Source organism: Pseudomonas sp. P5_109, assembly GCF_034009455.1.
Lineage (GTDB): Bacteria > Pseudomonadota > Gammaproteobacteria > Pseudomonadales > Pseudomonadaceae > Aquipseudomonas.
In genome coordinates this window covers 6571330-6597302 of sequence record NZ_CP125380.1, presented here as the reverse complement: position 1 = coordinate 6597302, position 25973 = coordinate 6571330, and the positions used below count along the sequence as shown (strand labels likewise).

General features: G+C 60.5%; 29 protein-coding genes. 10 read left to right on the top strand and 19 right to left on the bottom strand.

All coding sequences use genetic code 11. The features are described 5' to 3' along the window. Positions 1 to 113: 113 nt before the first annotated feature. The 7 genes from QMK54_RS29430 to QMK54_RS29400 form a co-directional block, all read right to left on the bottom strand. A complete protein-coding gene (locus QMK54_RS29430; protein WP_110660805.1) occupies positions 114 to 956 on the bottom strand; it encodes an AraC family transcriptional regulator in 843 nt (280 codons plus the stop codon). A gap of 3 nt (positions 957 to 959) precedes the next feature. Beyond that, positions 960 to 1973 (bottom strand): hydrolase, encoded by a 1014-nt coding sequence (locus QMK54_RS29425; RefSeq protein WP_223589652.1) that lies wholly within the window; start codon positions 1971 to 1973, stop codon positions 960 to 962. 79 nt (positions 1974 to 2052) lie between these two features. Next, on the bottom strand, positions 2053 to 3498 hold the full coding sequence (locus QMK54_RS29420) for a pitrilysin family protein (protein WP_320401733.1): 1446 nt from the start codon (positions 3496 to 3498) through the stop codon (positions 2053 to 2055). Continuing rightward, positions 3498 to 4838, bottom strand: a complete 1341-nt coding sequence (locus tag QMK54_RS29415; RefSeq protein WP_223589657.1) for a M16 family metallopeptidase — start codon at positions 4836 to 4838, stop codon at positions 3498 to 3500. Before QMK54_RS29415 ends, QMK54_RS29420 begins: the two co-directional genes overlap by 1 nt. A 126-nt stretch (positions 4839 to 4964) precedes the next feature. Beyond that, positions 4965 to 5561, bottom strand: coding sequence for a 16S rRNA (guanine(966)-N(2))-methyltransferase RsmD (rsmD, locus tag QMK54_RS29410; RefSeq protein WP_110662683.1), 597 nt, complete (start codon positions 5559 to 5561; stop codon positions 4965 to 4967). Then, positions 5561 to 7051 carry a M16 family metallopeptidase gene (locus tag QMK54_RS29405; RefSeq protein WP_223589660.1) on the bottom strand — a complete coding sequence of 497 codons (1491 nt, stop codon included), beginning with the start codon at positions 7049 to 7051 and terminating at the stop codon, positions 5561 to 5563. Before QMK54_RS29405 ends, rsmD begins: the two co-directional genes overlap by 1 nt. Beyond that, on the bottom strand, positions 7044 to 8399 hold the full coding sequence (locus QMK54_RS29400) for a M16 family metallopeptidase (protein WP_223589664.1): 1356 nt from the start codon (positions 8397 to 8399) through the stop codon (positions 7044 to 7046). Before QMK54_RS29400 ends, QMK54_RS29405 begins: the two co-directional genes overlap by 8 nt. Positions 8400 to 8742: 343 nt before the next feature. Between QMK54_RS29400 and ftsY the strand changes: the two genes are divergently transcribed. The 4 genes from ftsY (at position 8743) to rpoH (ending at position 12934) form a co-directional block, all read left to right on the top strand. Beyond that, on the top strand, positions 8743 to 10272 hold the full coding sequence (gene ftsY, locus QMK54_RS29395; RefSeq protein ID WP_320401732.1) for a signal recognition particle-docking protein FtsY: 1530 nt from the start codon (positions 8743 to 8745) through the stop codon (positions 10270 to 10272). Further along, positions 10269 to 10940 (top strand): cell division ATP-binding protein FtsE, encoded by a 672-nt coding sequence (gene ftsE, locus QMK54_RS29390; protein WP_007975383.1) that lies wholly within the window; start codon positions 10269 to 10271, stop codon positions 10938 to 10940. Before ftsY ends, ftsE begins: the two co-directional genes overlap by 4 nt. Continuing rightward, positions 10937 to 11959, top strand: coding sequence for a permease-like cell division protein FtsX (ftsX, locus tag QMK54_RS29385; RefSeq protein ID WP_110661215.1), 1023 nt, complete (start codon positions 10937 to 10939; stop codon positions 11957 to 11959). Before ftsE ends, ftsX begins: the two co-directional genes overlap by 4 nt. Before the next feature lie 120 nt (positions 11960 to 12079). Next, positions 12080 to 12934 carry an RNA polymerase sigma factor RpoH gene (rpoH, locus tag QMK54_RS29380; RefSeq protein ID WP_007975386.1) on the top strand — a complete coding sequence of 285 codons (855 nt, stop codon included), beginning with the start codon at positions 12080 to 12082 and terminating at the stop codon, positions 12932 to 12934. A gap of 190 nt (positions 12935 to 13124) precedes the next feature. Here the strand turns inward: rpoH and mtgA are convergent, their stop codons facing one another. Continuing rightward, the gene (gene mtgA, locus QMK54_RS29375; RefSeq protein ID WP_320401731.1) at positions 13125 to 13847 is read right to left on the bottom strand and encodes a monofunctional biosynthetic peptidoglycan transglycosylase; all 723 of its coding nucleotides are present in this window, start codon (positions 13845 to 13847) and stop codon (positions 13125 to 13127) included. A 74-nt stretch (positions 13848 to 13921) separates the two neighbouring features. Here mtgA and QMK54_RS29370 point away from each other — a divergent pair, with 74 nt between their 5' ends. The 4 genes from QMK54_RS29370 (at position 13922) to trmB (ending at position 16264) form a co-directional block, all read left to right on the top strand. After that, on the top strand, positions 13922 to 14293 hold the full coding sequence (locus QMK54_RS29370) for a DUF423 domain-containing protein (RefSeq protein ID WP_110663371.1): 372 nt from the start codon (positions 13922 to 13924) through the stop codon (positions 14291 to 14293). Positions 14294 to 14473: 180 nt separating this feature from the next. Continuing rightward, complete coding sequence (gene thiS, locus QMK54_RS29365; protein ID WP_320401730.1) at positions 14474 to 14674, top strand: sulfur carrier protein ThiS; 201 nt, start codon at positions 14474 to 14476, stop codon at positions 14672 to 14674. A 60-nt stretch (positions 14675 to 14734) separates the two neighbouring features. Beyond that, positions 14735 to 15529, top strand: coding sequence for a thiazole synthase (locus QMK54_RS29360; RefSeq protein WP_007975390.1), 795 nt, complete (start codon positions 14735 to 14737; stop codon positions 15527 to 15529). 9 nt (positions 15530 to 15538) lie between these two features. Continuing rightward, a complete protein-coding gene (gene trmB, locus QMK54_RS29355) occupies positions 15539 to 16264 on the top strand; it encodes a tRNA (guanosine(46)-N7)-methyltransferase TrmB (protein ID WP_320401729.1) in 726 nt (241 codons plus the stop codon). Positions 16265 to 16380: 116 nt separating this feature from the next. Here trmB and QMK54_RS29350 read toward each other — a convergent pair whose 3' ends face one another. The 10 genes from QMK54_RS29350 to QMK54_RS29305 form a co-directional block, all read right to left on the bottom strand. Next, positions 16381 to 16704, bottom strand: coding sequence for a DUF3392 domain-containing protein (locus QMK54_RS29350; RefSeq protein WP_007987827.1), 324 nt, complete (start codon positions 16702 to 16704; stop codon positions 16381 to 16383). Between the two features lie 9 nt (positions 16705 to 16713). Beyond that, positions 16714 to 17919 carry a radical SAM family heme chaperone HemW gene (gene hemW, locus QMK54_RS29345; protein ID WP_320401728.1) on the bottom strand — a complete coding sequence of 402 codons (1206 nt, stop codon included), beginning with the start codon at positions 17917 to 17919 and terminating at the stop codon, positions 16714 to 16716. Further along, on the bottom strand, positions 17916 to 18512 hold the full coding sequence (gene rdgB, locus QMK54_RS29340; protein WP_320401727.1) for an RdgB/HAM1 family non-canonical purine NTP pyrophosphatase: 597 nt from the start codon (positions 18510 to 18512) through the stop codon (positions 17916 to 17918). The genes hemW and rdgB overlap by 4 nt, the downstream gene beginning before the upstream one ends. Beyond that, positions 18509 to 18943, bottom strand: coding sequence for a DUF4426 domain-containing protein (locus QMK54_RS29335; protein ID WP_110659973.1), 435 nt, complete (start codon positions 18941 to 18943; stop codon positions 18509 to 18511). Before QMK54_RS29335 ends, rdgB begins: the two co-directional genes overlap by 4 nt. 26 nt (positions 18944 to 18969) lie before the next feature. Then, a complete protein-coding gene (gene metW, locus QMK54_RS29330; RefSeq protein ID WP_007987819.1) occupies positions 18970 to 19590 on the bottom strand; it encodes a methionine biosynthesis protein MetW in 621 nt (206 codons plus the stop codon). A 7-nt stretch (positions 19591 to 19597) separates the two neighbouring features. Further along, positions 19598 to 20737 carry a homoserine O-succinyltransferase MetX gene (metX, locus tag QMK54_RS29325; RefSeq protein WP_110659972.1) on the bottom strand — a complete coding sequence of 380 codons (1140 nt, stop codon included), beginning with the start codon at positions 20735 to 20737 and terminating at the stop codon, positions 19598 to 19600. Between the two features lie 184 nt (positions 20738 to 20921). Continuing rightward, positions 20922 to 21215, bottom strand: coding sequence for a DUF167 domain-containing protein (locus QMK54_RS29320; protein ID WP_223589680.1), 294 nt, complete (start codon positions 21213 to 21215; stop codon positions 20922 to 20924). Positions 21216 to 21219: 4 nt separating this feature from the next. After that, positions 21220 to 21810, bottom strand: a complete 591-nt coding sequence (locus tag QMK54_RS29315) for a YggT family protein (protein WP_110659970.1) — start codon at positions 21808 to 21810, stop codon at positions 21220 to 21222. 10 nt (positions 21811 to 21820) lie between these two features. Continuing rightward, positions 21821 to 22639 carry a pyrroline-5-carboxylate reductase gene (proC, locus tag QMK54_RS29310; protein ID WP_110659969.1) on the bottom strand — a complete coding sequence of 273 codons (819 nt, stop codon included), beginning with the start codon at positions 22637 to 22639 and terminating at the stop codon, positions 21821 to 21823. 35 nt (positions 22640 to 22674) lie between these two features. Then, a complete protein-coding gene (locus QMK54_RS29305; protein ID WP_110659968.1) occupies positions 22675 to 23361 on the bottom strand; it encodes a YggS family pyridoxal phosphate-dependent enzyme in 687 nt (228 codons plus the stop codon). A gap of 56 nt (positions 23362 to 23417) precedes the next feature. Here QMK54_RS29305 and QMK54_RS29300 point away from each other — a divergent pair, with 56 nt between their 5' ends. Next, on the top strand, positions 23418 to 24452 hold the full coding sequence (locus tag QMK54_RS29300) for a type IV pilus twitching motility protein PilT (RefSeq protein ID WP_110659967.1): 1035 nt from the start codon (positions 23418 to 23420) through the stop codon (positions 24450 to 24452). Positions 24453 to 24628: 176 nt separating this feature from the next. On the opposite strand, the gene QMK54_RS29295 is transcribed toward QMK54_RS29300, so the two are convergent. Next, positions 24629 to 25246, bottom strand: coding sequence for a C40 family peptidase (locus tag QMK54_RS29295; RefSeq protein ID WP_110659966.1), 618 nt, complete (start codon positions 25244 to 25246; stop codon positions 24629 to 24631). Between the two features lie 251 nt (positions 25247 to 25497). Between QMK54_RS29295 and QMK54_RS29290 the strand changes: the two genes are divergently transcribed. Then, positions 25498 to 25926 (top strand): NINE protein, encoded by a 429-nt coding sequence (locus QMK54_RS29290; RefSeq protein WP_223589684.1) that lies wholly within the window; start codon positions 25498 to 25500, stop codon positions 25924 to 25926. Positions 25927 to 25973 lie beyond the last annotated feature (47 nt).

Below are 25973 nucleotides of genomic sequence, written 5' to 3'. Positions count from 1 at the left end.
ACACAACCCTGTGGGAGCGGGCTTGCTCGCGAAAGCGGTGTGACAGTCAAAGAAGATGTTGACTGAACCACCGCTTTCGCGAGCAAGCCCGCTCCCACAATGGATTTTTGTTGTCATCGAGATCCAGGTAACTGCCGGGCTGTGCGATACGCCCCCGGCCCAACCCCATACACCTGCTTGAACTGCCGGCTCAGGTGACTCTGGTCGGCAAACCCCAGTTGCATCGCGACTTCCAGCGGCAGACAACCACTTTGCAGCAACGCCCGGGCCCGGGCGATGCGTTGTTGCATCAGCCATGTGTGCGGCGGCATGCCGGTGGCCCGGCGGAACACCCGGGTGAAATGGAATGGCGAGAGATTGACCGCCGCCGCCAGTGCCTCCAGTGAGGGCGGTGCCGCCAGTTGTGCGTGCAGCAACTCCTTGGCCAGGCTCACGGCCCGGTGTTCCTTGCCAGGTTGGCCTGCATCGGGCACTGCTGCATGACGTTGCAACAGCGACAGCACCAGTTCCCGCCAGACCGTTTGTTGCTGCAATGCGGTGGCCGGGCTTTCCAGCAGGCGGTGGAGCTGGCAGAAGCCGTTCACCAGATCCTGGTCGCGATACAGCGTGGCGCCGAAGGCCGGCAAGTGGTGGGTCGGCAGTTCGAGTTCATCCAGCAGCGAGGTTATCTGCCTGCTGTCCGGATAAAACGCCCGGTACAGCCAGCCATCCTCGGTGCCTTTGTGGCCGGTGTGCAGTTCATCGGGGTTGATCAGCACCAGCGTGCCGCTGCCCGCCAGGTGTTCGACACCGCGATAGCGATAACGTTGGGCGCCGGCCATGATCATGCCGATCACATAGCCGTCATGTACGTGGGGGGCGAAACGATGATCGATGTAACGGGCGGACAACAACTCGACCCCGGCCAGCGGCGGGGTTTGCCAGAAGTGGATGGACTCGCCCTGGTCAGCATCCATGATTCAAGCGCGCTCCATGGCGGCCAGCCACTCGGGGATGCGCCGTTCCAGGTAGTAACCCGGTTGCCTGAGCGTACCGTCGACGAAGCCGACATGCCCGCCCTTGGCTTGCAGTTCGAATTGCGTGCAAGCGGACAGTTCATCGATGTGCGGCAGGCTGTGGGGGAACACGAAGGGGTCGTCCGCGGCCTGAATCATCAAGGTCGGCGTACGAATTTCGCCAAGGAAATAGCGGCTGGAAGCGCGGCGATAGTAATCCTCGGCATCGGCGAAACCGTGCAGTGGTGCGGTGACGCGTCCGTCGAAATCCCAGAACGTGCGCATGTTTTCCAGTGATCCGAGGGCCGCCAGGGCTGCCAGTCCCTCTTCGCGTCCGTCGTGCTGGAACTGTCGCTGTTTGTTCTTGATGTAGGCGACCATCTCGCGCATGAAGTGCGCCTGGTAAATTTTCGAGAAGCCCTGGCCGATGCGATCGGCGCACTGGTCCAGGCGGAACGGCACCGACACCGCCACGGCAGCCATCACGCCGCTGTCGGTGCCAGTCTCGCCCAAATGCTTGAGCAGGACGTTACCGCCCAGGGAGTAACCCACCGCATACAGTGGCGCGAGAGGCCGTTTGGCGCGCAAATGCCGGATGGTTTCGGCCAGGTCTTCGCTGGCACCGGAATGGTAGCTGCGTGGCAACAGATTGGGCTCACCCGAACAGCCCCGCCAGTTCAGCGCGACGCTGGCCCAGCCCCGGTCACCCAGGGTCTTTTGCATGCCGGCCACGTAAGGCGAATTCGACGAACCGGTGAGCCCGTGCAACACCAGCACCAAGGGAGCCTCGGCGCTGTGCGGACCGTGCCAGTCGAGGTCGAGAAAATCGCCATCTTCAAGCCACAGGCGTTCGCGCTCGCGGGCGATGTGCACGGTTTTACGCCACAGCGGCCCCCACAAGGTTTGCAAGTGCGGGTTGCCAATGCCGAAGGCGGGGGTGAACGGTAGTGGTTGGGCTATTGCGGAGTGCGGGTGCACAGCGGTTCTCGGAGAAAGTGCTCATGAGTCTGCCCGAAGACGCGGCGGGACAGAGCCGCGACCGCGTCGTCGCGAGTAACTAACTTGCCACAATCTCTTCAGGTGCGCGACACATGGCGTTGGTTGTGCTTTCGATTGGAGCTGGCAACGCTTGTTGATCTGTCTTCGGCCCCAGGATGACAACGCGCCATTGGTCGGCGTGGTGATGTCGCTTGAGGGCATTCTTGACTGATGCGAGGTTCAGCTCCAGGGCGGCTTGTATGGAAAAGTCGAGATCCAGCGGCAGATTGTGGATGCCGATGTTGTGCAGTCGGCTCAAAATCTGTGCATTGGTGGCGCGGCCCAATGGAGCGCTACCGGCCAGATGCTGCTGGATGTCGTCGAGTTCCTGTTGGGTCGGCCCTTGAGCGAGGAAGTCGCTGAACATCGACTTGATATGGCCCAGCACGGCATCGGCCTGATCCGGTCGGGTCTGCAAGTTAATGCTCAGAATCCCTTTTGCCTGAAGGGATGAGAGGTCGGCTTCAACGTGGTAGGTCAGGCCTCGGCGTTCACGAAGTTCATTAGTCAGGCGTTTGGTGAAAACTTGCGTAGCCATCTGCAGTGCGAGGTAGTCCGAACTGCTGCGCAGGACACTTGGCTGGGCAAGGTACAAGTAAGCCTGGGTTGATGGTCGCTCGACACGCAGCAGATCCGGAGCGGCTGGACTTGTCACAGACTGGATCGCGGCAGTGGCCGGTCCCAGGGGCAAGGCCGCGGATATCTGCGCGCCGATGCGCTGGGCTTCTTCCTCGGTGAGATCACCGACCAGTGTGATCTGGGCATTGCCCGCGGCATAAGCCGTGCGATGAAAGTCTTGCACCTGGGTGCGGGTGATGGAGGCTAGTCCGGCCCGGGTTCCGTAGAGAGACTGAGCATAACTGTGTTCGGGAAATAGCTGGCCGAGATTGGCTTCTCGGGCTTGAGCTGCATGCGACTGATCTTCACGGTCCAGTAAGTACTGCATTTCGGATTTCACCCTAGGCAGGGACTCTTGCGGCAACAGCGGTTTGCCGAGTACTTGGGCAAACAGTTCCAGAGCTGGAGCGCGCCGGCCTTCGTCGCTCAGGCTGCGCAGAGAAAAAAGGGTCCGATCCTGGTTGATGTCCATTGCCACCCTTGCACCCAGATTATCGAAGGTCGCTTGTATGGCGTTGACGTCCTTGCCCGCTACGCCTTCATTCAAAAGACTGAAGGTCACCGCGGCCAGACCGGGTTGATGCAGTGTATGGGCGCTGCCGGCGGCAAAGCTCACAAGGGCATCAAACATCGGCAGGCCAGGGGTGCGGATGAACAGGATCTTCGTTCCACTGAGAGTTTTATAACCCTTGATCGACAGCGTGCGGTGGATCGCCTGAATCTGTGGTTCATTGAGCGATTGCAGCGTTGGTTTCTGGGGTGCCGTGGTTGCAGCGGCAAGGGCCTGTGTACTCAACAGCATGCCGGCCAGAATCAATCCATTGATCAGGCCTTTGAGCTTATCCATTATTTTTTCTCCGGCAAGATTGTCGCGGTACTCAGGCGTTCACGCGTCAGGTAAGTCTTTGCGACCTGTTGAATATCCAGGGGAGTGACCTTATTCAGCTCGTCCGTATCCTGATCGGCCAGCCGCCAGTCGAGGCCGATGGTTTCCAGCAGGCCCAGGGTGCCTGCCTGCCCTTGCAGATCATCCTGCGCATAAACCGCGTTAGCGATCAGGAGGTTTTTCGCGCGCTCCAGCTCTGCTGCTTCCGGTGCCTTGTCTTTTAGTGCATTGATCACTTTCCAGAGTCGGGCGAGCGCCTCGTCGGGGTCTTTGAGTTTGTCCGGATTGAGCTGTGTGCTGATGGTCAGCAACGAATCGCCGCGATTGAAGGCGTCGTACTCTGAGTGGACTTCAGTGAATATTGCTTCGCCCAGTTGCAGTTGCTCTTTGATTCGCGCGCTGTTGGACCCGGCCAGCAACACATCAAGCAGACGCAGGGCATGGGCGGTCCGATGATCCAGGGCCGTGGCCAGGCTGGGCGTGTTGAAGCTCATGATCAGGCGCGGGGATGCTATCGGTGCATGCAGGGTCAGTGACCGTTCACCGGCAGAAGCCAGCTCGACGGGTGCAGGCGCCACAGGTGTCGCGCGCCGCTCAAGGTGTCCGAAGTACCGCTGTGCCAGGGCCTTGATCTGCTCAGGTGCAACATCGCCAACGACCACCAGCGTTGCATTGCCCGGCGAGTACCAGGCCTGGTACCACTGCTGCAATTGCACGGCGTTCATTCGTTGCAGGTCGTGCATCCAGCCAATCGTCGGGGTGCGGTAGCCGCTGGCCGGGTGGGCGATGCTGTTCAGTCGTTCGTGAGCCAGCACGGTGATTTCATCATCAACGTGCATCCGACGCTCCTCCTGAATCACCTTGAGCTCCGGTGTGAAGTCCTGTGCATCCAGCTTGGCCGTACTCATCAGGTCGGCGAGTATTTCGAAAGCGACGCCAGCGCGGCCCGAAGAAAGTGTTTGGTGATATACCGTGAAGTCAGTGCCGGTAACTGCGTTTTCGCTGGCGCCCAGTTTTTCCAGTATCGCCGAGAACTCTCCGGCGCAGGCCTTGCTGCTGCCTTTGTAGACCATGTGTTCGAGGGCGTGGGACAGGCCCGACTGGCCGGGCGGTTCGTAGCTTGAACCGACCTTGATCCAGAGTTGGGCGGTGACGATGGGGGAGCGGTGGTCCTCGCGCACGACAACCTTGAGGCCGTTATCCAGTACGAAGTCTTGTGTCGCAGGGGGTGTCGCCGCGCTAGCCATGAGCGGCAGCCAGGCGATAAAGGACAGCACAAACGTGCTGCGGGAAGTGTTCATCCGTGTACATCCTCAGTGGTTTGCAGGTATTTGCGCAAACCACTGTGGATGATCCGGGAGGGTGTCAGGCGGTAACTATGTAGGGCATTGCCAAGTAGGCTTTGGTGCTGTCATCTCGCCAGGCATTCAGGCGCTGCGTTGCCACAACGAGTAATACACGCGCCCGGATTTTTGCTCCCGGTGCAGGCGCCAGTTCTCCGGCAGGCCCAGGGTCGAAGGCGCCGACTCGCTTTCGGTATACACCCAGGCATCTTCGGCCAGCCATTGGCGTTCTTCGAGCAACTTGCAGACGGCGGGCAGCAGGTTCTGGTTGAACGGCGGATCGAGGAACACCAGGTCGTAGGCCGTTGCGGTCTGGGTTTCCAGGTAGCGCAGGGCGTCAGCGGTCTGGACCTGGCCGTTGGTGCAACGCAGCGTACCCAGGTGCTCCTTCAGGCTGGACACCGCGATATTGCTGGCATCCAGCGCCTGGCCCATGGCCGCGCCGCGAGATAAGGCTTCGAGGAATAGCGCACCGCTCCCGGTAAACGGGTCGAGCACCTTGGCGCCCGGCACGTACGGCGCGAGCCAGTTGAACAGGGTTTCACGCACGCGGTCCGGCGTCGGGCGCAGGCCCGGGGCGTCGGGGAAGCTCAGCTTCCGGCTGCGCCATTCGCCGCCGATGATGCGCAGTTGGTTCACGCCGTTATGGACGTTGCGTGCTGGTTTTTTTGGACTGGCCATTAATGCTCCGGAACCCCGAGCGGCTGCTCGGAAGGTTTATCAGTAGGGGCCGGTAACGGCTTTTGCGGCACGGTCGGGCCAGCGCTGACGATGACCATTTTATCCGTGCTCAGGTGTTTGTTCATGGCCGCTTTGACCTGCTCGACGGTCAAGTCCTGGGACTGTTGCATGAAGTCTTCCAGGTGACTCAGCGGCAGGTTATAGAAGCCGATGGCGCCCAGTTGGCCGACGATATCGGCATTGCTCGCGGTGGACAGCGGGAAGCTGCCGGCCAGTTCGCGCTTGGCGTCGTCGAGCTCTTTTTCCGTCGGGCCGGTTTTAAGGTAGTCGGCGAGCACGTCCTGCACCAGTTTCAGGGTGCCCTCGCTCATCTCGGCCCGGGTCTGCAGATTGATCATGAACGGGCCGCGCACCTGCATCGGGGTGAAGCCCGAATACACGCCGTAAGTCAGGCCACGCTTCTCGCGCACTTCGCTCATCAAGCGGGTGCCGAAGCCACCGCCACCGAGAATCTGGTTACCCATGGACAATGCCGCGTAGTCCGGGTCGTCGCGGTCGATGCCCAATTGCGCGAGCATCAGGTTGGTCTGCTTGGACGGGAACTCGATGTGGCCGACGCTGGCCTTGGGTTCGACCGGTTGCGCGATCTTCGGCAAGGCCGGGCCTTTGGGCAGGGCGTTGGAAACCTGCGCAGCAATGGCTTCTGCTTCTGCGCGGGACAGGTCACCGACCAGTGCGATGACCACGTTACCGGCTGCGTAGGCTTTCTCGTGGAAAGCACGCAGTTGTGCCGCGGTGATCGCCGGTACGCTTTTCGCCGTGCCGTCGCTGGAATGCGCGTACGGGTGATCACCGTACAGACGGTTCATCAGTTCCAGGCTCGCCAGTTTGCCGGGGTTCTGTTTCTGGTATTCAAAACCGGCGAGCATCTGGTTCTTGATGCGCTCCAGCGAATCGGCAGGGAAAGTCGGCTTGCCGATGACTTCGGCGAACAACTGCAGGGCCGGCTCGCGTTTGTCCTTGGCACTGAGACTGCGCAGCGAGGCGATTGCCATGTCCTTGTAAGCGCCGTTGCCGAAATCGGCGCCCAGGCCTTCGAAGCCCTGGGCAATGGCACCGACGTCCTTGCCGGCCACGCCTTCGTTGAGCATGGCGTTGGTCAACAGCGCCAGGCCCGGTGCGTCGCCGTCCTGGCTACTGCCGGCGGCGAAGATCAGGCGCATGTCGAACATCGGCAGCTCATGGGCTTCGACAAACAGCACTTTGGTGCCTTCGGCGGTGTTCCAGGTCTGCACGTCCAGCTTGCGGTGGTCCGGTGCCTTGCCGTTGAGCTCGGTCAGCGACTGCAGTTTCTGGCTGGCCTTGGCCTTGTCCAGGGCTTCACTGGCATTGGTTTGGCCAGAGCGCGACAAATAGAACGCGGCAGAACCGATCACGGCAACGGCGATCAACCCGATCAGGGCCAGGCGGGATTTTTTACGCTCACTCATGAGTCGTCTCCAGAGGCAGTACATGGGCGACGCTGAGACGTTCGCGGGTGAAATACAGCTTGGCGGCTTTCTGGATGTCTTCCGGCGTGACGCTTTCCAGGTCGGCCAGTTCGGTGTCCATCAGTTTCCATGACAGACCGACGGTTTCCAGTTGGCCAATGGCCGTGGCCTGACTGGTGATCGAGTCGCGCTCGAAGACCAGGCCGGCGATGACTTGTGCACGTACGCGTTCAAGCTCTTCAGCGGTTGGCGCCGTGGTTTTCAACTGGTCGAGCAGCTTCCACAAACCGGCTTGCGCCTGGGCAATGGTCTTGTTTTTCTGCGAGTTTGGCGATGCCGACAGGGTGAAGAGGCTGTCGCCGCGGGTGTAGGCGTCGTAACTCGACGAGCCGCCGGACACCAGTTCTTCGCCACGCTCCAGTTGCGTCGGGATGCGTCCGCTGTAGCCGCCGTCGAGCAGCGCCGAGATCAGGCGCAGGGCATTGACCAGGCGTTTGTCGTCGGCGGTGGAGATGCTCGGTACGTTGAAGGCCAGCATCAGGCTGGGCAGTTGGGTCTGCACATGCAGGGTGATCTGGCGCTCGCCCGGTTCAGCCAGTTCCAGCGGTTTTTTCGCGGCCGGCACTTCACGCCGGGCGATCGGGCCGAAATAGCGTTGGGCCAGGGTTTTGACTTCGTCCGGGGTGACATCGCCAACCACCACCAGCGTGGCGTTGTTAGGCACGTACCAGGTTTCGTACCAGTGGCGCAGCTCTTCGACTTTCATCCGCTCAAGGTCGGCCATCCAACCGATGGTCGGCGTGTGGTAGCCGCTGGCCGGGTAGGCCATGGCCTTGAAACGCTCGTAGGCCTTGGACATCGGCTTGTCGTCGGTACGCAGGCGACGTTCTTCCTTGATGACCTCGATTTCCTTGGCGAACTCATCAGGTGGCAGGCGCAAGCTGGCCATGCGGTCGGCTTCCAGCTCGAAGGCCACGCCCAGGCGATCCCGGGCCAACACTTGGTAGTACGCGGTGAAATCATCGCTGGTGAATGCATTCTCTTCAGCGCCGAGGTCGCGCAGGATCAGCGAGGCTTCGCCGGGGCCGACTTTCTCACTGCCCTTGAACATCATGTGTTCCAGGGCGTGGGACAGGCCGGTATTGCCCGGCGTCTCGTAGCTGGAGCCGACCTTGTACCAGACTTGGGAAACCACCACGGGTGCACGGTGGTCTTCACGCACGACCACCTTCAGACCATTGTCGAGGGTGAATTCGTGGGTGGGTTGCGGGTCGGCAGCCAGGGCCGAGAGGGGCAGGCAAACCGTGCTGAGCAGCAGGCCTGCGGCGCGGCGGGCAAGAGCATTCATTCGTTTTTAAACCTTTGGGGCTGCCCGCTTGTTCTTAGCGTCAGCGGGCGAGAGGGTGCTAGGATACTGATCCGTTTTACTGGCGGCCACGCCTATCAGGCCTTTGACCGGCCTGTGGGTTGCATGGGTTACCGGCAGAGACTTTGAGTTTGTCAGCTAAACTCTGCGTTTTCGCCGACGATGCCGTTCCAGTCCTTCGTGTTAGTCGACCTTTGAGGCGCCGTTGGCTCCTCGACAAAATGTTGCGCGTGAACAAGCTGGGTCAATCGCAGTCTGTTCTGCATCGATTATTTATTTGCCGGGGCGCCATTGGCGCGTCGCTACCGTGAGATAGCCGTCCTCCATGTTTGGTTCCAACGACGACAAGAAGACCCCAGCTGCGGCTGGCGAGAAGAAAAGCCTGTTCGGATGGCTGCGCAAAAAGCCGCAGGAAACCGTCGTCGAACAGCCACAAGCCGTTCCTGAGCCAGCGCCTGTCGCGGCTCCGGTAATAGAAGAAGCGCCCGCGCCGGTGGTCCTGCCGATTGCCGAGCCGGTGCTGCAACCGCAGGCCCAAGTCGTTGCCGAACCTGTCAGTGAAATCTTCGAGCAACCGCTGAGCACTGCTGCCGAGCCGTGGCTGACCCTGCCTGTGGCGGAAGAGCCCGTGGCATTGGTCGAGAATGACCTGGCTCCTCACGTGACTCCACCGATTCCGGCTCCGGCAGCGTTTACGCCGGCGCCGGTTCATGCGCCAGTGGTTGAGCCGATTGTTGAACCGGTCATCGTGACCGAGCCTGCGCCCGTTGTCAGCCAGCCAGAGGTTCCGGTATTCGTTGCTCCGGTTGCTCCGGTTGCTCCGGTTGCTCCGGTTGCTCAGGCGCCTGCACCCGCTCCGATTCCTGAATCGATCGCGGCGCCCGTCGAAACCCCGGTAGAGCCTGTGCGCAGCGAAGAAACCAAAGCCGGTTTCTTCGCCCGACTCAAACAGGGCCTGTCCAAGACCAGCGCCAGTATCGGCGAAGGCATGGCCAGCCTGTTCCTGGGCAAGAAGGCGATCGATGACGAACTGCTCGAAGACCTCGAAACCCGCTTGCTGACCGCCGACGTTGGTGTCGAAGCCACGTCGGTGATCATTCAGCGCCTGACGCAGAAGGTCGCGCGCAAAGAACTGGCCGACTCCGACGCCCTGTACAAATCCCTGCAGGCCGAGCTGGCCGCCATGCTCAAGCCTGTCGAGCAGCCGCTGAAAATCACCTCGCAGAACAAGCCGTTCGTGATTCTGGTTGTCGGCGTCAACGGTGCCGGCAAGACCACCACCATCGGCAAGCTGGCGAAGAAGCTGCAGCTGGAAGGCAAGAAAGTCATGCTCGCCGCCGGCGACACCTTCCGCGCCGCGGCGGTGGAGCAGTTGCAGGTCTGGGGTGAGCGCAACAAGATCCCGGTGATCGCGCAGCACACTGGCGCCGACTCGGCTTCGGTGATCTTCGACGCCGTGCAGGCCGCCAAGGCCCGTGGCATCGATGTGCTGATCGCCGACACCGCCGGCCGCCTGCACACCAAAGACAACCTGATGGAAGAGCTGAAAAAGGTTCGCCGCGTAATTGGCAAGCTCGACGCCGACGCTCCTCACGAAGTGCTGTTGGTGCTCGACGCCGGCACCGGCCAGAACGCCATCAACCAGGCCAAGCAATTCAACCAGACCGTCGAACTGACTGGCCTGGCGCTGACCAAACTCGACGGCACCGCCAAGGGTGGGGTGATTTTTGCCCTGGCCAAGCAATTCGGCCTGCCGATCCGCTACATCGGTGTCGGTGAAGGCATCGACGATTTGCGTACCTTTGAAGCAGAACCCTTTGTCCAGGCATTGTTTGCCGAGCGGGAGCGTTCATGATTCGTTTCGAACAGGTCGGTAAGCGCTACCCGAACGGTCACGTCGGCTTGCATGAGCTGAGCTTTCGAGTCCGTCGTGGCGAGTTCTTGTTTGTCACCGGCCATTCCGGCGCCGGTAAATCCACACTCTTGCGCCTGCTGCTGGCGATGGAGCGCCCGACCAGCGGCAAGCTGCTGCTCGCCGGGCAAGACTTGAGCACCATCAGCAACGCGCAGATTCCTTTCTTGCGTCGGCAGATCGGCGTGGTGTTCCAGAATCATCAGTTGCTGTTCGATCGCACGGTGTTCAACAACGTCGCGCTGCCTTTGCAGATCCTGGGGCTGTCCAAGGCCGAGATCGCCAAGCGCGTGGACTCGGCACTGGAGCGCGTGGCGTTGTCGGATAAAACCGATCTGTATCCGGGCGACCTGTCCACTGGTCAGCAGCAGCGCGTCGGCATCGCCCGCGCCATCGTTCATCGCCCGGCCTTGCTGCTGGCGGACGAACCGACCGGTAACCTCGACCCGCGTCTGGCCGCCGAGATCATGGGTGTGTTCGAAGATATCAATCGCCTGGGCACCAGTGTGCTGATCGCCAGTCACGACCTGGCCCTGATTGCCCGCATGCGCCATCGCATGCTGACGCTGCAACGCGGTCGATTGATCGGTGACGGGGAGGCGGCAGTATGAGTGCGACACGTAGCCCCAAGGTTTCCGAGCGCGTAGCCCCGAAGGCTGCCGATCCGCAGCCGCAAAAGAAGAAACACGATGATGATGACGGGCCGGACTTTGCCACGTTGTTCCGCGCCTGGATCGAAAGTCATCGCGCCAGCATGGTCGACAGCCTGCGCCGCCTGGGCAAGCAGCCGATCGGCAGTTTTTTCACCTGCATGGTGATGGCGGTGGCCCTGAGTTTGCCCATGGGCCTGTCACTTTTGCTAAGTAACGTCGAACGCTTGGGTGGTTCCTGGCAGCGCGCGGCACAGATCTCCCTGTATCTGGACCTTGAGGCCAAGCCGGCCGAAGGCGAATCGCTGCGCGATCAGATCAAGGGCATGCCTGGTGTGGCCGATGCCGAATACGTTGGCCGCGAGCAGGCGCTGGAAGAGTTCCAGCAACAGTCCGGGCTGGGCGAGGCACTCAAGGAATTGCCGGAGAACCCGCTGCCGGGCGTGGTCCTGGTGACGCCGAACGAAGTCGACAAGCCGGCCCTTGAAGCATTAAGACAAAAACTATCCGAGCTGCCGAAGGTACAACAGGCGCAACTTGATTTAGTCTGGGTCGAGCGTCTGGCAGCCATTCTCAAGCTGGGTGACCGATTTGTCTTCGGTCTGACCGTGCTTTTGGTTTCTGCATTACTTTTGGTGATAGGCAATACCATTCGTCTTCATATTGAAAACCGCCGCACAGAGATAGAAGTGATTAAACTGGTCGGCGGCACTGACAGCTATGTACGCAGGCCCTTTCTGTATATGGGTGCGTTGTATGGCTTCGGTGCGGGGATTCTGTCCTGGGGGGTGCTGGCTTTCGGCCTTGATTGGCTGAACGACGCGGTAGTAGGGCTGGCTGGTTTGTACGGCAGTGATTTTGCGCTGGCTGGAGTGCCAGTTGCCGACGGTCTGTCTCTCTTGCTTGGCGCGGTGCTGTTGGGGTATATCGGTGCATGGATTGCAGTCGCACGCCACCTGAGGGAGCTTGCGCCTAAGTAGTATCATTTTGCTCGTATTGACCTTTCAGCGTTTTTGGGTTTTAGGGAACTTGTCTTTCGGTTTCCGGTCAATTTTCGCAGTGCTGAACTGCACGAGTTTGTAAGTCGGAGGTTTTTTCGTATGACCAATTCTTTGCAACCTGCATATGCTCTGGTCCCGGGTGCGAACCTGGAGGCCTATGTGCACACCGTCAACAGCATTCCATTGCTGTCGCCGGAGCAGGAGCGTGAACTGGCCGAGAGTCTCTATTATGAGCAGGATTTGGGGGCGGCTCGGCAGATGGTGCTCGCCCACCTGCGTTTTGTCGTACATATCGCCCGTAGCTATTCCGGCTACGGCCTGGCTCAGGCTGACCTGATCCAGGAAGGCAACGTTGGCCTGATGAAGGCCGTGAAGCGCTTCAACCCGGAAATGGGCGTGCGCCTGGTGTCCTTTGCCGTGCACTGGATCAAGGCGGAAATCCACGAGTTCATCCTGCGCAACTGGCGCATCGTGAAAGTCGCGACCACCAAGGCCCAGCGCAAGTTGTTCTTCAACCTGCGAAGCCAGAAGAAGCGTCTGGCCTGGTTGAACAACGAGGAAGTCCATCGTGTGGCGGAAAGCCTGGGTGTAGAGCCTCGGGAAGTGCGCGAGATGGAAAGCCGCCTGACGGGCCATGACATGGCTTTTGACCCGGCTGCCGAAGCGGATGACGACAGTGCTTTCCAGTCGCCGGCCAACTATCTGGAAGACCACCGGTACGACCCGGCCCGTCAACTGGAAGACGCAGACTGGAGCGACAACTCCAACCACAACCTGCACGAAGCGCTGGAAGTGCTGGACGACCGCAGCCGTGACATCCTCTACCAGCGCTGGCTGGCGGAAGAAAAAGCCACGCTGCACGACCTGGCGCAGAAGTACAACGTGTCGGCCGAGCGTATTCGTCAGCTTGAGAAGAGCGCGATGAACAAGCTCAAGTTGTCGATCGCCGCCTAACCGGCGAGCAGGCAATAAAAAACGCCCCGGTCATTGATCGGGGCGTTTTTGTTTGTTCGATGAGCCTTGGTACACCACAGAGCCAATGTGGGAGCGGGCTTGCTCGCGAAGGCGTCCTGTCAGTCGACATTGACGCTGTCTGATACACCGCTTTCGCGAGCAAGCCCGCTCCCACAGGGGATCTTCAGTGTTATTCGGCCCAAGGCGCCCGGCGCGAATCGTTCAGCCCCACCAGATAGCTGTCGCCACCCAGCTGGCTCATCTGTTGCCGGATCCACCCCGCCCGCCGCGCTACATAGGAAGTCGGATGGCTGGCGCTCCAGACCCGCGGGTTGGGCAGCACGGCGGCGAGCAAGCTCGACTGCTGGCGGCTGAGGCCTTTGGCGCTCACGCCAAAGTGGTGTCGGGCCGCCGCTTCGGCGCCAAACACGCCGTCATCCCATTCGACACTGTTGAGGTACACCTCAAGAATTCGCTGTTTGGGCCAGGACACTTCGATCAGCGCGGTAAACCAGGCCTCCAGGCCTTTGCGCAGCCAGCTGCGGCCGGACCACAGGAACAGGTTTTTCGAAACCTGCTGGCTCAGGGTGCTGGCGCCACGGATCGAGCCGCCGCGCTCGTTATGGGCAAATGCCGCCTGAATCGCGCCGATATCGAAGCCCCAGTGCTCCGGGAATTTCTGATCTTCGCCGGCAATCACGGCGACTTTCAGGTCATCGGAGATCTCGTCCCAGGGTTTCCAGGTCCGTTGCAGGTCTATGGGTTCGCCATCGAACCAGGATTCGATCTTGCGCTCGACCATCAACGCCGTCCCCGGTGGTGGCACCACGCGAAAGATCAGCACCAGCAATACGCTGCCACCCATGAACCAGAGCACGGCCTTGGTGAAGCGACGGAAATAGATACGCAGCATAGAGATGGCTTGGCCGAACCCGTTGAGCGGGCCATTATACAGACCCTTTGGATCGAAACTGACTGGAGTTCTGCATGCTGCGTGGCTTTCTGATGCTGGCCGCTTTTTTCGGCTTCACCGGTGTCGGCCTCGGGGCCTTTGCCGCCCACGGCCTGAAAAACAGCTTGAGCGCCGAGTACCTGGCGATCTTCCATACCGGCGTCACCTATCAACTGGTGCACACCCTGGCATTGTTGGGCGTCGCGTTGCTGGCCACGCAGATCCCCGGGCGTCTGGTGACTTGGGCGGGTGCATCGTTTGTCATCGGTATCTTGCTGTTCTCCGGCAGCCTGTATCTATTGACGCTGACGGGCATCAGCAAACTCGGCATCATCACCCCGTTCGGTGGCCTGGCCTTTCTGGTGGGCTGGTTGTGCCTGGGCCTCGCTGCCTACCGATTGGCCTGACCTGTAGGAGCCGGCTTGCTGGCGATACGGACGACGCGGTGAAACAGACAGACCGAGTCGCCTGCATCGCCAGCAAGCCGGCTCCTACGGTTCGTCTGTCCATTTCAAGACGAATGGCTTGGGTCGGCCTGATTGATCGGGCTAGAATGCCTGCCCCTAAAAATGATGGCGGCATCCGGCATGCGCATTCAGTTGAACGGCGAATCCTTTGAACTGCCCGACGGTGAAACCGTTGCGGCCCTGATCTCCCGTCTGGAACTGACCGGACGCCGGGTGGCAGTCGAACTCAATCTGGATATCGTCCCGCGCAGTCAGCACGCCGATACCACGCTCAACGACGGCGACAACGTCGAAGTGGTGCACGCCATCGGCGGCGGCTAGCAACCTCGGCCCAGTGGCCACAGAATTCTGCAAGTACCTCACCCCTACAGAGGATTTCCCATGAGCATCGTTCGTAGCGACAAGCCTTTCGTCCTGGCCGGTCGTACTTACCAGTCGCGTTTGCTGGTCGGTACCGGCAAGTACCGTGACATGGAAGAAACCCGCCTGGCCATCGAAGCCTCGGGCGCCGAGATCGTCACGTTCGCCGTGCGCCGCACCAACCTCGGGCAGATCGAGGGCGAGCCGAACCTGCTCGAAGTGCTGTCGCCGGATCGTTACACCTTCCTGCCGAACACCGCCGGTTGCTACGACGCCATCGAAGCCGTGCGCACCTGCCGCCTGGCCCGTGAACTGCTCGACGGCCACAACCTGGTCAAGCTGGAAGTGCTGGCCGACCAGAAAACCCTGTTTCCCAACGTGATTGAAACCCTCAAGGCCGCCGAAACGCTGGTCAAGGAAGGCTTCGACGTGATGGTCTACACCAGTGATGATCCGATCATCGCCCGTCAATTGGCGGAAATCGGCTGCATCGCGGTGATGCCGCTGGCCGGTCTGATCGGCTCTGGCCTGGGGATCTGCAATCCGTACAACCTGCAGATTATCCTCGAAGAAGCCAAGATTCCCGTGCTGGTGGATGCCGGTGTCGGCACTGCTTCCGACGCCACCATCGCCATGGAGCTGGGGTGTGATGCGGTGCTGATGAACTCGGCCATCGCCCACGCCCAGCAGCCGGTCATGATGGCTGAAGCCATGAAACATGCGATCGTCGCAGGTCGCCTGGCCTATCTCGCCGGCCGCATGCCGAAAAAACTCTATGCCAGCGCCTCTTCGCCGCTGGATGGTCTGATCAAGTAAGAGCCATTGATGACTGAATCGAACGACACGCCAATCCAGACGGAAGAAGGCGACGAGCGCCAACACCGCCGCATCAAGAGTTTCGTGATGCGTGCAGGGCGCATGACCGAAGGCCAGCAAAAGGGCCTGGAGCAGGGCACGCCACTGTTCGTGCTGCCGTTGGCCGACGCACCGGTGGATTTCGACCAGGTGTTCGGTCGCTCGGCACCGCGCTCACTGGAAATCGGTTTCGGCATGGGCCATTCGCTGCTGGAAATGGCAGCGGCTGCGCCGGATCAGGACTTCATCGGCGTCGAGGTTCACCGTCCGGGTGTCGGTGCGCTGCTCAATGGCGTACTGACCCAGGGTTTGACCAACCTGCGAGTCTACGATTGCGATGCCATCGAAGTGCTCAATCGCTGCGTGGCCGATAACAGCCTCGATCGCCTGATGCTGTTTTTTCCGGATCCGTGGCACAAGAGCCGTCATCACAAGCGCCGTATCGTTCAGGCGTCCTTCGCTGAGCTGGTGCGCAGCAAGTTGAAAGTCGGCGGCATTCTGCACATGGCCACCGACTGGGAACCGTATGCCGAGTACATGCTGGAAGTGATGAACGCTGCGCCGGGTTACCGCAACCTCGCCGAAGACGGCAAGTGCGTACCGCGCCCGGTCGAGCGGCCGATTACCAAGTTCGAACGCCGTGGCGAACGTCTTGGGCATGGGGTTTGGGATTTGAAGTTCGAAAAACTGTCCTGATCCGTACAAACCTGTAGGAGCCGGCTTGCTGGCGATGGTGTGCCAGTCAACACTGAAGTGTCTGACCCCCCATCGCCAGCAAGCCGGCTCCTACAGGTTTTTTTTACGCCTGGAAGTCAGCGGCGGTCAGCCACGACGCCAATCAACACCAGCACCACCAGTAACACCGGTGCCAGGCTGTAGTTGTTGAACTGGCTCAAGCCGCGCACGACCCACGGTGTGGCGTAGATCAGTGCCGCGCCGCTGCCGATCATGCACAGCAGGGACATCAGCGGCACGCGCAAGGCGCCGGCGATGCTGCCCAGACGCTGCTCGACCCAGCCTTTGAAGTCCGCACCAAACAGCACCAGCAGGCAACCCACCAGGGCCAGGGCGATTTCCGAGAGGTTGCTGCGGCTCCAGCGAGACACGGTGGCAAGCAGGTCGAGTACCAAATCCATTGGATTTCCTTATGTCAGAAATTTCTGCAGCAAGTCGTTGAGGAAGAGTTGTCCGCGCGCGGTGGCTACCAGACGTGACGGTTCGACCTGCAACAGGCCGCTTTGTTCGGCTTCAAGGCGGCCTTCGGCAAGGCTTTCCAGGGTCATGCCGGTACGTTCCGGGTACAGCCGCGATTCGACGCCTTCAGTCAGGCGCAGCGCGTTCATCAGGAATTCGAACGGCATTTCATCGTTACCCAGCGCTTTCTCGCCGGCCCGGAAGCTTTTTGCCGGATTCAGGTAATCCTTCGGCAGGCGGGTCTTCCAGGTGCGAATGATGCGTCCGTCCGGATGGCTGAGCTTGCCATGGGCGCCGGCGCCGATGCCAATGAAGTCGCCAAAACTCCAGTAATTGAGGTTGTGGCGCGCCGGGCGACCGGGCAATGCATAGGCCGATACTTCGTACTGTGCGTAACCGTGTTCGGCCAGCAGCGCTTGCCCGGCTTCCTGGATGTCCCACAGCGTATCGTCTTCGGGCAGCGTCGGCGGCTGGTTCCAGAACACCGTGTTCGGTTCCAGGGTCAGTTGATACCACGACAGGTGTGTCGGTTTCAGGGCAATGGCTGTGTGCAGGTCGGCCAAGGCGTCGTCCAGGGACTGATTCGGCAAGCCATGCATCAAGTCCAGGTTGAAGTTGTCGAACCCGGCCTGCCGCGCCATGCCAGCGGCGCGTACGGCTTCGTCGCCGTTGTGAATCCGCCCCAGGGCCTCAAGCTTTTCTTGCTGGAAACTCTGGATGCCGATCGACAGGCGATTGATCCCCAGCTTCCGGTACGCCACGAACTTGTCTTGCTCGAACGTCCCCGGATTTGCTTCCAGCGTGATTTCGATGTCGCTGGCAAACGGGATGCGTTGTTCGACGCCTTTGAGCAATCGACCCAGCGAATCAGCACTGAACAGGCTCGGCGTGCCGCCACCGAAGAAAATCGAGCTCAACTCACGACCATAGACGGCGTGCAGGTCCTGATCGAGGTCGGCCAGCAAGGCGTCGACGTACTCTTCTTCCGGCAGCACAGGGCTGGCGGTGTGGGAGTTGAAGTCGCAGTAAGGGCATTTGCGCACGCACCACGGGATGTGGATATACAGCGCCAGTGGCGGCAGCACAGGCAGGGTCGCTCGAGGCGATTGAGCGTCGCCGCCGAAGATCAGCGGCGACGCGGATGATTCACGGGTCATTTCAAGCCCAGACGCTGGCGCAGCAGATCCATTGCACGGGCGCGGTGGCTGATCTGATTCTTGTCGCCCGGGCCCAGCTCGGCGCTGGAGCAATCGCGCTCCGGTACCCAGAACAGCGGGTCGTAGCCAAAACCGTGATCGCCGCTGGCCTGGGTCAGGATGCGCCCGTGCCACAAACCTTCGCAGAGGATCGGCAGCGGATCGTCAGCGTGACGCACCAGCGCCAGCACGCACACGAACTGTGCGCCACGTTCGGCTTCAGGCACGTCTTTCAACACGTCGAGCAGCTTGGCGTTGTTCGCCGCATCACCCTTGCCGTCGGCATAACGCGCCGAGTAGATACCTGGCGCACCGCCGAGGAAGTCCACGGCCAGCCCGGAATCGTCGGCCAGCGCCGGCAGGCCGGAAATACGCGCGGCATTGCGGGCCTTGAGGATGGCGTTCTCGACGAACGACAGACCGGTTTCTTCAGGCTCGACGCTGCTGAACTCGCCGATCGAGCGCAGTTGCACCGATTCGCCGAGCATGGCCTGGAGTTCCTTGAGTTTGCCGGCGTTATGGCTGGCCAATACGAGTTGCGTGAAGTTGGTCATTGGCCGGGGAAGAGCTCTTGGTTGAAATTGATGGTGTTGATTTTGTCGCCGGTCTGCACCTTGATGTCGAAGGTGCGGATTTCCTGCTGGGGTACCGGGTATTGGGCGATGTAGTAGATCGCTCCCTGCTCGGTGACTTGTTTGAAGTTCAGTGTGTAGCTTTGGCTGGTCAGGTCTTTAACGGTGCCGCTGACCTCGGCCATCATCGGCGTGCCGGCCTTGATCACCGAAATGTTGATCACGCCCTGGTCCTTGGCGCGCGTCAGTTGGGCGGCTTTGGCAACGTCCGGTAGCAGGTAGGTGGAGTTGAAGGTGTTGTAATGCACCGTCACGTCACCGAAGGTTTCCTGGCGTTCGCTCTTGATGGCGTCGGCGGCCATGGTGGTGACGCTCAGGCAGGCAGTGATTAGAAGCAACGCTAGACGACCCATGATCGTTCTCCTTGAAATAGGGTGGATCAGACCGCGACCTTGTGGTCGGAAAGTCCCGGACTGCTGACGCGGTAGATTCCGATCTCACCTAACAGATTAGGCCATAGCTTACTGGCCCACCCGTGCCGATGCTGTTGATCCACGGCAAGCCGATCAATGACCTTCGCTTCACGTTCGCGACACAAGGCTTCAAAGTCCGCGAAGGTACAGAAGTGGATGTTCGGCGTGTTGTACCAAGTGTAAGGAAGGAATTCAGAAACCGGCATCCGGCCCTTGCTCGCAAGGTACCAGCGGCAGCGCCAGTGCCCGAAATTCGGGAAGGTGATGATGCACTGGCGGCCGACCCGCAGCATTTCGTCGAGGATCTTGTCCGGGTAGTGCACCGCTTGCAGCGCCTGGGTCATGACCACGATATCGAAGCTGTTGCTGGCAAAGTTGCCCAGGCCCTTGTCCAGGTCCTGTTCGATGACGTTGATGCCCTTGGCCACGCATTCGGCAATGTTGTCGGCGTCGTTTTCCAGGCCATAGCCGGTGACTTGCTTGTTGTCGCGCAGCCAAGTCAGCAGTTCGCCATCGCCGCAGCCGAGGTCAAGCACGCGGCTGCCGGCGGGGATCCATTCCTGGATGATTTCCAGATCAGCTCTCATGGCTTTCTCACAACGTAATGCGGTTCATGTAATTGCCGAATGCCTGCAGGTAGCGCGGGATCGGAATCAGGAAGGCGTCGTGGCCTTGCGGTGCGTCGATCTCGAGGTAGCAGACGTCCTTGCGCGCGGCCATCAGCGCGTCCACCAGTTCCCGCGAGCGGGCAGGGGAGAAGCGCCAGTCGGTGGTGAACGACATCACGCAGAACTTGGCTTTGGCACCTTCAAAGGTTTTTGCCAGGTTATCGTCGAAGTTCGCCGCCGGATCGAAGTAGTCGAGCGCTTTGGTCATCAACAGGTACGTGTTGGCATCGAAGCGCCCGGAGAACTCTTCACCCTGATAACGCAGGTAGCTTTCAACCTGGAACTCGACGCTGTGGAAGTCGTAGTTGAGCTTCTCGCTCTTGAGCCCGCGGCCGAATTTTTCACCCATGGAGTCGTCGGACAGGTAGGTGATGTGCCCGACCATCCGCGCCAGCATCAGGCCGCGCTTGGGGATCACGTTGTGTTCCTGGAACGAACCGCCGTGGAACTCGGGGTCGGTGAGGATCGCCTGGCGCGCCACTTCGTTGAAGGCGATGTTCTGCGCCGACAGCTTGGGTGCCGAGGCGATGGCCAGGCAGTGACGGATGCGGTCAGGGTAGGTGATGCTCCATTGCATCGCCTGCATGCCGCCGAGGCTGCCGCCGATCACGGCCGCGAACTGGGCGATGCCGAGTCGATCGGCCAGGCGCGCCTGGCTGTGCACCCAATCTTCGACGGTCAAGACCGGGAAGTCGGCGCCGAACGGCTTGCCGGTCTCCGGATTTATGCTGCTGGGGCCGGTGGAACCGTTGCAGCCGCCGAGGTTGTTCAGGCTGACCACGAAGAACTTGCTGGTGTCGATCGGCTTGCCGGGACCGATGCAGCTGTCCCACCAACCGGGCTTGCGGTCGTCGGTGCTGTGGTAGCCGGCGGCATGGTGGTGACCGGACAAGGCGTGGCAGATCAGCACGGCGTTGCTCGCCGTGGCGTTCAGCGTGCCGTAGGTTTCGTAAATCAGGTCATAGGCCGGGAGCGAACGACCACAGGCCAAGGCCAGCGGCTCGCTGAAGTGCGCCACTTGCGGCGTTACCAGACCAACAGAATCGGGGGGAAAGGCAGCTGGCATCGACCCTGCTCTCATTGAAATGAGGCGTAAGTCTAAAGACCGCTGGGGTCAGCGGCAAGCAACGATCGGGCCTGATTTCATTCAGCAGAACCGCGGTGCGGCCTTCGCGAGCAAGCCCGCTCCCACAGGAGATCGCATTCCAATGTGGGAGCGGGCTTGCTCGCGAATGAGACGACTCGGTGGATCAGACTGGACGCACCAGATCAGGCAAGTCCGGCAACTTCTTCGGCGAGCAGATTCGCACCCGCTTCTGCCGGTTCAACTCGCCACTGATCAAACTGACCTGGCTCTTGGACACGCCAAAGGCCTTGGCCAGGAACGCCATCAGATAGGCGTTGGCCTTGCCCTCGACCGGCGGCGCGGTCAGGCGGATCTTCAGGCGATCACCGTGCAGCCCGCAGAAACCATCGCTACGGGCTGCCGGTTGCAGGTGACACTCCAGAATCAGGTCGTCACCTTCCCAGCGAAACCAGCTCACCGGGTCAGATCAACACGCGGAGGATTTCCGGCATCATGGTCATGGCGGCGAGGTTGTTGATCACCAGCATGTCGATCAGCTTGATCGCCAGGAACGCAAAGATCGGCGACAGATCCAGCCCGCCCAGGTTCGGCAGGAACTTGCGGAACGGCGCCAGGGCTGGCCCGCAGATGTCGTTCACCAGTTCGGCGCCCGGGTTATGGCTGCCCGGGGCGACCCAGGACAGGATCACGCTGATGATCAGGGCAAAGAAGAAAATATTCAGGAACAGCGCGGTCACACCGATGATCGACCAGATCAGCAGTTGCAGCGGATTACCAGTGGTGCCGTAGGTCAGCAACAGGGTCAGGGCCATCAGTGCCAGTTGCACCAGGATCGCCAGCACCAGCGAGGACATGTCCAGGCCGAACACGCTCGGGATGATTCGGCGCAGCGGCTTGAGCAGCGGCTGGGTGGCTTTCACGGCGAACTGGCAGATCGGGTTGTAGAAGTTCGCCCGCACCAGTTGCAGTACGAAGCGCATCAGCACGATCAGCAGGTACAGGCTGCCGAGGGTTTGCAGCACGTAGACCGCTGCGGTGTTCAATCCAATCATGAAAAGCTCCTTATTGACCCAGTTGTTCGGCCATCTCGGCCGAGCGATGCGCGGCAGCGCCGAGTGCTTTCTCGACCATGGCTTCAAAACCATTGGCCTGGAACGACTTGATTGCAGCTTCAGTGGTGCCAGCAGGCGAGGTGACACGGCGGCGCAACTCGGCGGCGTCGACGTCGCTGGAGACAGCCATGTGGGCGGCGCCCAGTGCGGTTTGCAATGTCAGTTGCGCGGCGATGTCCGCCGGCAGACCGAGTTTCACACCCGCGGCGGTCATGGCTTCGATCAGCAGGAAGAAATACGCCGGGCCCGAACCGGAAACGGCAGTGACGGCGTCCAGTTGCTGCTCTTCATTCAGCCAAAGGGCGATGCCGACCGCGGACAGCAGCTCCTGGGCGTGCTGACGCTGTTCGGCAGTCACTTCGGCGGTGGCGAACAGGCCGCTCACGCCCTGACGCAACAGCGCCGGGGTGTTGGGCATGCAGCGCACGATCGGCTGGGCGCCGAGCCAGTTGTTCATGCTGGCGCAAGTGATGCCTGCGGCAATCGACACCACCAGCTGATGGGGCTTGAGGCTTGGGCGAATCGCTTCGCACACGGCTTTCATCGCCTGCGGCTTGACCGCGAGGACGACGACGTCGGCGCCGTCGATGGCCTGGGCGTTGTCGGCGAAGGTTTCGATGCCGTGCTCAGCGCTCACGCGGGCACGGGTTTCTTCGCCCGGATCGCTGGCACGGATCTGCGCCGCTTCCAGACCCTTGGCCCGCAGGCCGCCGATCAGGCTGGCGGCCATGTTGCCGGCACCGATAAAGGCAATACGCGTCTTGCTCATGTCAGGTCCTTATAAAGAAGAGAGTCAGCCATGGGTTATGGCCGATCGTAATCGCGAGCGCCAAACAAGGCCGTTCCGATACGGACCCAGGTGGCACCCTGGGCGATGGCCGACTCAAGGTCGTGGCTCATGCCCATGGAAAGTGTGTCGAGTGGCAGGTTCAGGCTGGCCTGCAGGCTTTGCACGGCAGCAAACGCGGCATCCTGGGCGGCGCGATCTTCAGTCGGCTCAGGGATAGCCATCAGCCCGCGCAATTTCAAGCGCGGCAGGGCGCTGATGGCATTGGCCAGGGCCGGCAGATCGGCCGGGGTACAGCCGGATTTGCTGGCTTCACCGCTGACATTGACCTGAATGCAGATGTTCAGGGGCGGCAAGTCGGCGGGACGTTGTTCGGACAGGCGTTGTGCGATTTTCAGACGATCCACGGAATGCACCCAGTCGAAGTGCTCGGCGATAGCACGAGTCTTGTTCGATTGAATGGGGCCAATGAAGTGCCAGATCAAGGGCAGGTCGGCCAGTTCCAATTGTTTGCCCAGCGCTTCCTGCAGGTAGTTCTCGCCAAAGTCGCGCAGGCCGGCGGCGTAGGCTTCACGCAGGTCTTGTGCGGGTTTGGTCTTGCTCACGGCCAGCAACCGGACACTGTTTTCGGCGCGGTTGGCGGCGAGTGTTGCGGCGTTTATGCGCGAACTAACCTGAAGAATGTTGTCTGCTATGGTGGACATCAAGAGGCGCCAGCGGTCTGAAGGTTCGCGGCATTCTACTGGAATTGAGAGGCGCAATGGATATCACCGAACTGCTGGCATTCAGCGCTAAACAGGGTGCATCCGACCTGCACTTGTCCGCCGGCCTGCCGCCGATGATTCGGGTAGATGGCGATGTGCGGCGCATCAACCTGCCGGCCCTCGATCATGCTCAGGTGCAGGCGCTGATCGATGCAATCATGAATGACGCCCAGCGGGTGGACTTCGAGAACCATCTGGAAACCGACTTTTCCTTTGAAGTGCCCGGTGTGGCGCGTTTTCGAGTCAATGCATTCAATCAGAACCGTGGCGCGGGCGCGGTGTTTCGCACCATCCCGTCGAAAGTGCAGAGCATGGATGAGCTGGGCATGGGGGATGTGTTCCGCAAAATGACCGATGCGCCCCGTGGCCTGGTACTGGTGACCGGTCCCACCGGCTCCGGCAAGTCCACCACGCTGGCGGCGATGATCGATTACCTGAACACTCATCGTCATCACCACATCCTTACCATCGAGGACCCTATCGAATTCGTCCACGAGCCGCGCAAATGCCTGATCAACCAGCGTGAAGTCCATCGCGATACCCGTAGTTTCGCCAGCGCCTTGCGTTCGGCACTGCGAGAAGACCCCGATGTGATTCTGGTAGGAGAGATGCGCGATCTGGAGACCATTCGCCTGGCTTTGACCGCCGCCGAAACCGGCCATCTGGTGTTCGGCACGCTGCACACCACGTCTGCGGCGAAAACCATCGACCGGGTGGTCGACGTGTTTCCGGGGGACGAGAAGTCGATGGTGCGCTCGATGCTCTCCGAGTCGCTGCTGGCGGTGGTATCCCAGACCTTGGTGAAAAAGGTCGGTGGTGGGCGCATCGCGGCCCACGAGATCATGCTGGGGACGTCGGCGATCCGCAACCTGATCCGCGAGGACAAGGTGGCGCAGATGTATTCGGCGATTCAGTCGGGAGGGGCGCTGGGGATGCAGACGCTGGATATGAGCTTGAAGGACCTGGTGGCCAGAGGGGTGATCAGTCGTGATCATGCGCGGGAGAAGGCGCGGTCACCGGATGGTTTTTGAAGTTGCGCGGGACCTGTGGCGAGGGGGCTTGCCCCCGTTCGGCTGCGGAGCAGACGCAAAGCAGGCAGCGGGTTGTCCCTGATAAAACCATTAAGCTGGCTTTGGGGGCGCTGCGCGCCCCAACGGGGGCAAGCCCCCTCGCCACAAGTGCTCACCTTCAGGTGGGCATTAGCCAATCAACGCTGAACCACACGCAACTGATTCGGCTCTTTCGGCAGAACCCGCTTGGCAACCACGTAGTGGCTTTCCCAGTACGGTTTCTTCAAAGTGTCGATGCTCACCGACTTGCCGCGACGTGGCGCGTGGATGAAGCGGTCGTTACCCAGGTAAATGGCAACGTGATTGACCCGACGGCTCTTGATGTTGAAGAAAATCAGGTCGCCCGGCTTCAGGTCGTTGCGATCGACTTTCTCCCCATGACCGCTGGCCATGGCGTTGGAGGTGCGTGGCAGGTCGAACGTGGCGTCGTTGAACGCGTATTTCACCAGGCCGCTGCAATCGAAGCCTTTGCTTGGGCTACTGCCGCCCCAACGATAGGGAGTGCCAAGGACGTTCACGGCGCGGCTCAGCACGTCGCTACTGACCTTGGTGCCCATCGGTGGAACCAGGCCGCTGTTGCTGGCCAGGGTTGGAGCATGTTTAGCGGATTTTTTGTCTTTGCTCGAAGGAGCAGAGGCATGGGATTTTGGGGTGTAACCATTAACGTTAGGAAGACGTTGCTCACGATTGGTGGCGTGGGCGGCCAGTGGCATCAAAAGGCAAATGGTTAGCCATGTCTTGAAAAATGAACGCATTAGGCAAGGCTCTTAATAAGTTAGCGCGCAACTTTATAACAGCTTTTTTGCCGCTTCCGAGGCCGTTGGTCGATTCAACCCGGGGGGCAATGGTGGCAAAAAAGCGGCAAAATGGCGCAATTGTCGGACAGAAGTCCGGTGTTACAAGGCTTTGACAGGTGCGAAGCTAGCATTTGCCATACGTCGGGTGCCTGTAAAAAAGTCACAAAGAAATGAAGAATATTTATCTATCGCGCGAATCGAGGTCATTCATGAACCCCTATCAACAGGCTGTCCCGCAACAAGACACCCACAGCAAAGTGATCGGTTACCTGCTGTGGATTTTTGGTTTTACCGGCGCTCACCGCTTCTATTACGGCAAGCCGGTGACCGGGACGATCTGGTTCTTCACCTTTGGCTTGCTGGGGATCGGCTGGCTGATCGACCTTTTCCTGATCCCGGCGATGGATCGCGAGGCTGACCTGCGGTTTACCGCCGGCCCCATCGAATACAACGTGGCGTGGATTCTGCTGACGTTTCTAGGTGTGTTCGGTGTGCATCGGATGTATCAGGGGAAATGGATCAGCGGGTTGCTGTACCTGCTGACGGGCGGGTTGTTCTTTATTGGCGTGCTGTATGACTTCTGGACGTTGAATGACCAGGTTTCGGTGCGTAACGCGCAGAGTCGCGGCGCCTTTTAGTCAGTTGTGGTGAGGGAGCTTGCTCCCGTTGGGTCGCGAAGCGACCC

Coding starts and splice junctions, on each gene's coding strand:
- metW (WP_007987819.1), bottom strand. CDS start 19,590: ATGAGAGCTGATCTGGAAATCATCCAGGAATGGATCCCCGCCGGCAGC.
- QMK54_RS29305 (WP_110659968.1), bottom strand. CDS start 23,361: ATGTCCACCATAGCAGACAACATTCTTCAGGTTAGTTCGCGCATAAAC.
- QMK54_RS29315 (WP_110659970.1), bottom strand. CDS start 21,810: ATGATTGGATTGAACACCGCAGCGGTCTACGTGCTGCAAACCCTCGGC.
- QMK54_RS29295 (WP_110659966.1), bottom strand. CDS start 25,246: ATGCGTTCATTTTTCAAGACATGGCTAACCATTTGCCTTTTGATGCCA.
- ftsX (WP_110661215.1), top strand. CDS start 10,937: ATGAGTGCGACACGTAGCCCCAAGGTTTCCGAGCGCGTAGCCCCGAAG.
- QMK54_RS29370 (WP_110663371.1), top strand. CDS start 13,922: ATGCTGCGTGGCTTTCTGATGCTGGCCGCTTTTTTCGGCTTCACCGGT.
- thiS (WP_320401730.1), top strand. CDS start 14,474: ATGCGCATTCAGTTGAACGGCGAATCCTTTGAACTGCCCGACGGTGAA.
- metX (WP_110659972.1), bottom strand. CDS start 20,737: ATGCCAGCTGCCTTTCCCCCCGATTCTGTTGGTCTGGTAACGCCGCAA.
- QMK54_RS29400 (WP_223589664.1), bottom strand. CDS start 8,399: ATGAATGCTCTTGCCCGCCGCGCCGCAGGCCTGCTGCTCAGCACGGTT.
- QMK54_RS29300 (WP_110659967.1), top strand. CDS start 23,418: ATGGATATCACCGAACTGCTGGCATTCAGCGCTAAACAGGGTGCATCC.
- ftsE (WP_007975383.1), top strand. CDS start 10,269: ATGATTCGTTTCGAACAGGTCGGTAAGCGCTACCCGAACGGTCACGTC.
- QMK54_RS29405 (WP_223589660.1), bottom strand. CDS start 7,051: ATGAGTGAGCGTAAAAAATCCCGCCTGGCCCTGATCGGGTTGATCGCC.
- ftsY (WP_320401732.1), top strand. CDS start 8,743: ATGTTTGGTTCCAACGACGACAAGAAGACCCCAGCTGCGGCTGGCGAG.
- hemW (WP_320401728.1), bottom strand. CDS start 17,919: ATGACCCGTGAATCATCCGCGTCGCCGCTGATCTTCGGCGGCGACGCT.
- rsmD (WP_110662683.1), bottom strand. CDS start 5,561: ATGGCCAGTCCAAAAAAACCAGCACGCAACGTCCATAACGGCGTGAAC.
- QMK54_RS29290 (WP_223589684.1), top strand. CDS start 25,498: ATGAACCCCTATCAACAGGCTGTCCCGCAACAAGACACCCACAGCAAA.
- QMK54_RS29420 (WP_320401733.1), bottom strand. CDS start 3,498: ATGGATAAGCTCAAAGGCCTGATCAATGGATTGATTCTGGCCGGCATG.
- QMK54_RS29350 (WP_007987827.1), bottom strand. CDS start 16,704: ATGGATTTGGTACTCGACCTGCTTGCCACCGTGTCTCGCTGGAGCCGC.
- QMK54_RS29360 (WP_007975390.1), top strand. CDS start 14,735: ATGAGCATCGTTCGTAGCGACAAGCCTTTCGTCCTGGCCGGTCGTACT.
- mtgA (WP_320401731.1), bottom strand. CDS start 13,847: ATGCTGCGTATCTATTTCCGTCGCTTCACCAAGGCCGTGCTCTGGTTC.
- rdgB (WP_320401727.1), bottom strand. CDS start 18,512: ATGACCAACTTCACGCAACTCGTATTGGCCAGCCATAACGCCGGCAAA.
- rpoH (WP_007975386.1), top strand. CDS start 12,080: ATGACCAATTCTTTGCAACCTGCATATGCTCTGGTCCCGGGTGCGAAC.
- QMK54_RS29335 (WP_110659973.1), bottom strand. CDS start 18,943: ATGGGTCGTCTAGCGTTGCTTCTAATCACTGCCTGCCTGAGCGTCACC.
- proC (WP_110659969.1), bottom strand. CDS start 22,639: ATGAGCAAGACGCGTATTGCCTTTATCGGTGCCGGCAACATGGCCGCC.
- QMK54_RS29430 (WP_110660805.1), bottom strand. CDS start 956: ATGGATGCTGACCAGGGCGAGTCCATCCACTTCTGGCAAACCCCGCCG.
- QMK54_RS29415 (WP_223589657.1), bottom strand. CDS start 4,838: ATGAACACTTCCCGCAGCACGTTTGTGCTGTCCTTTATCGCCTGGCTG.
- trmB (WP_320401729.1), top strand. CDS start 15,539: ATGACTGAATCGAACGACACGCCAATCCAGACGGAAGAAGGCGACGAG.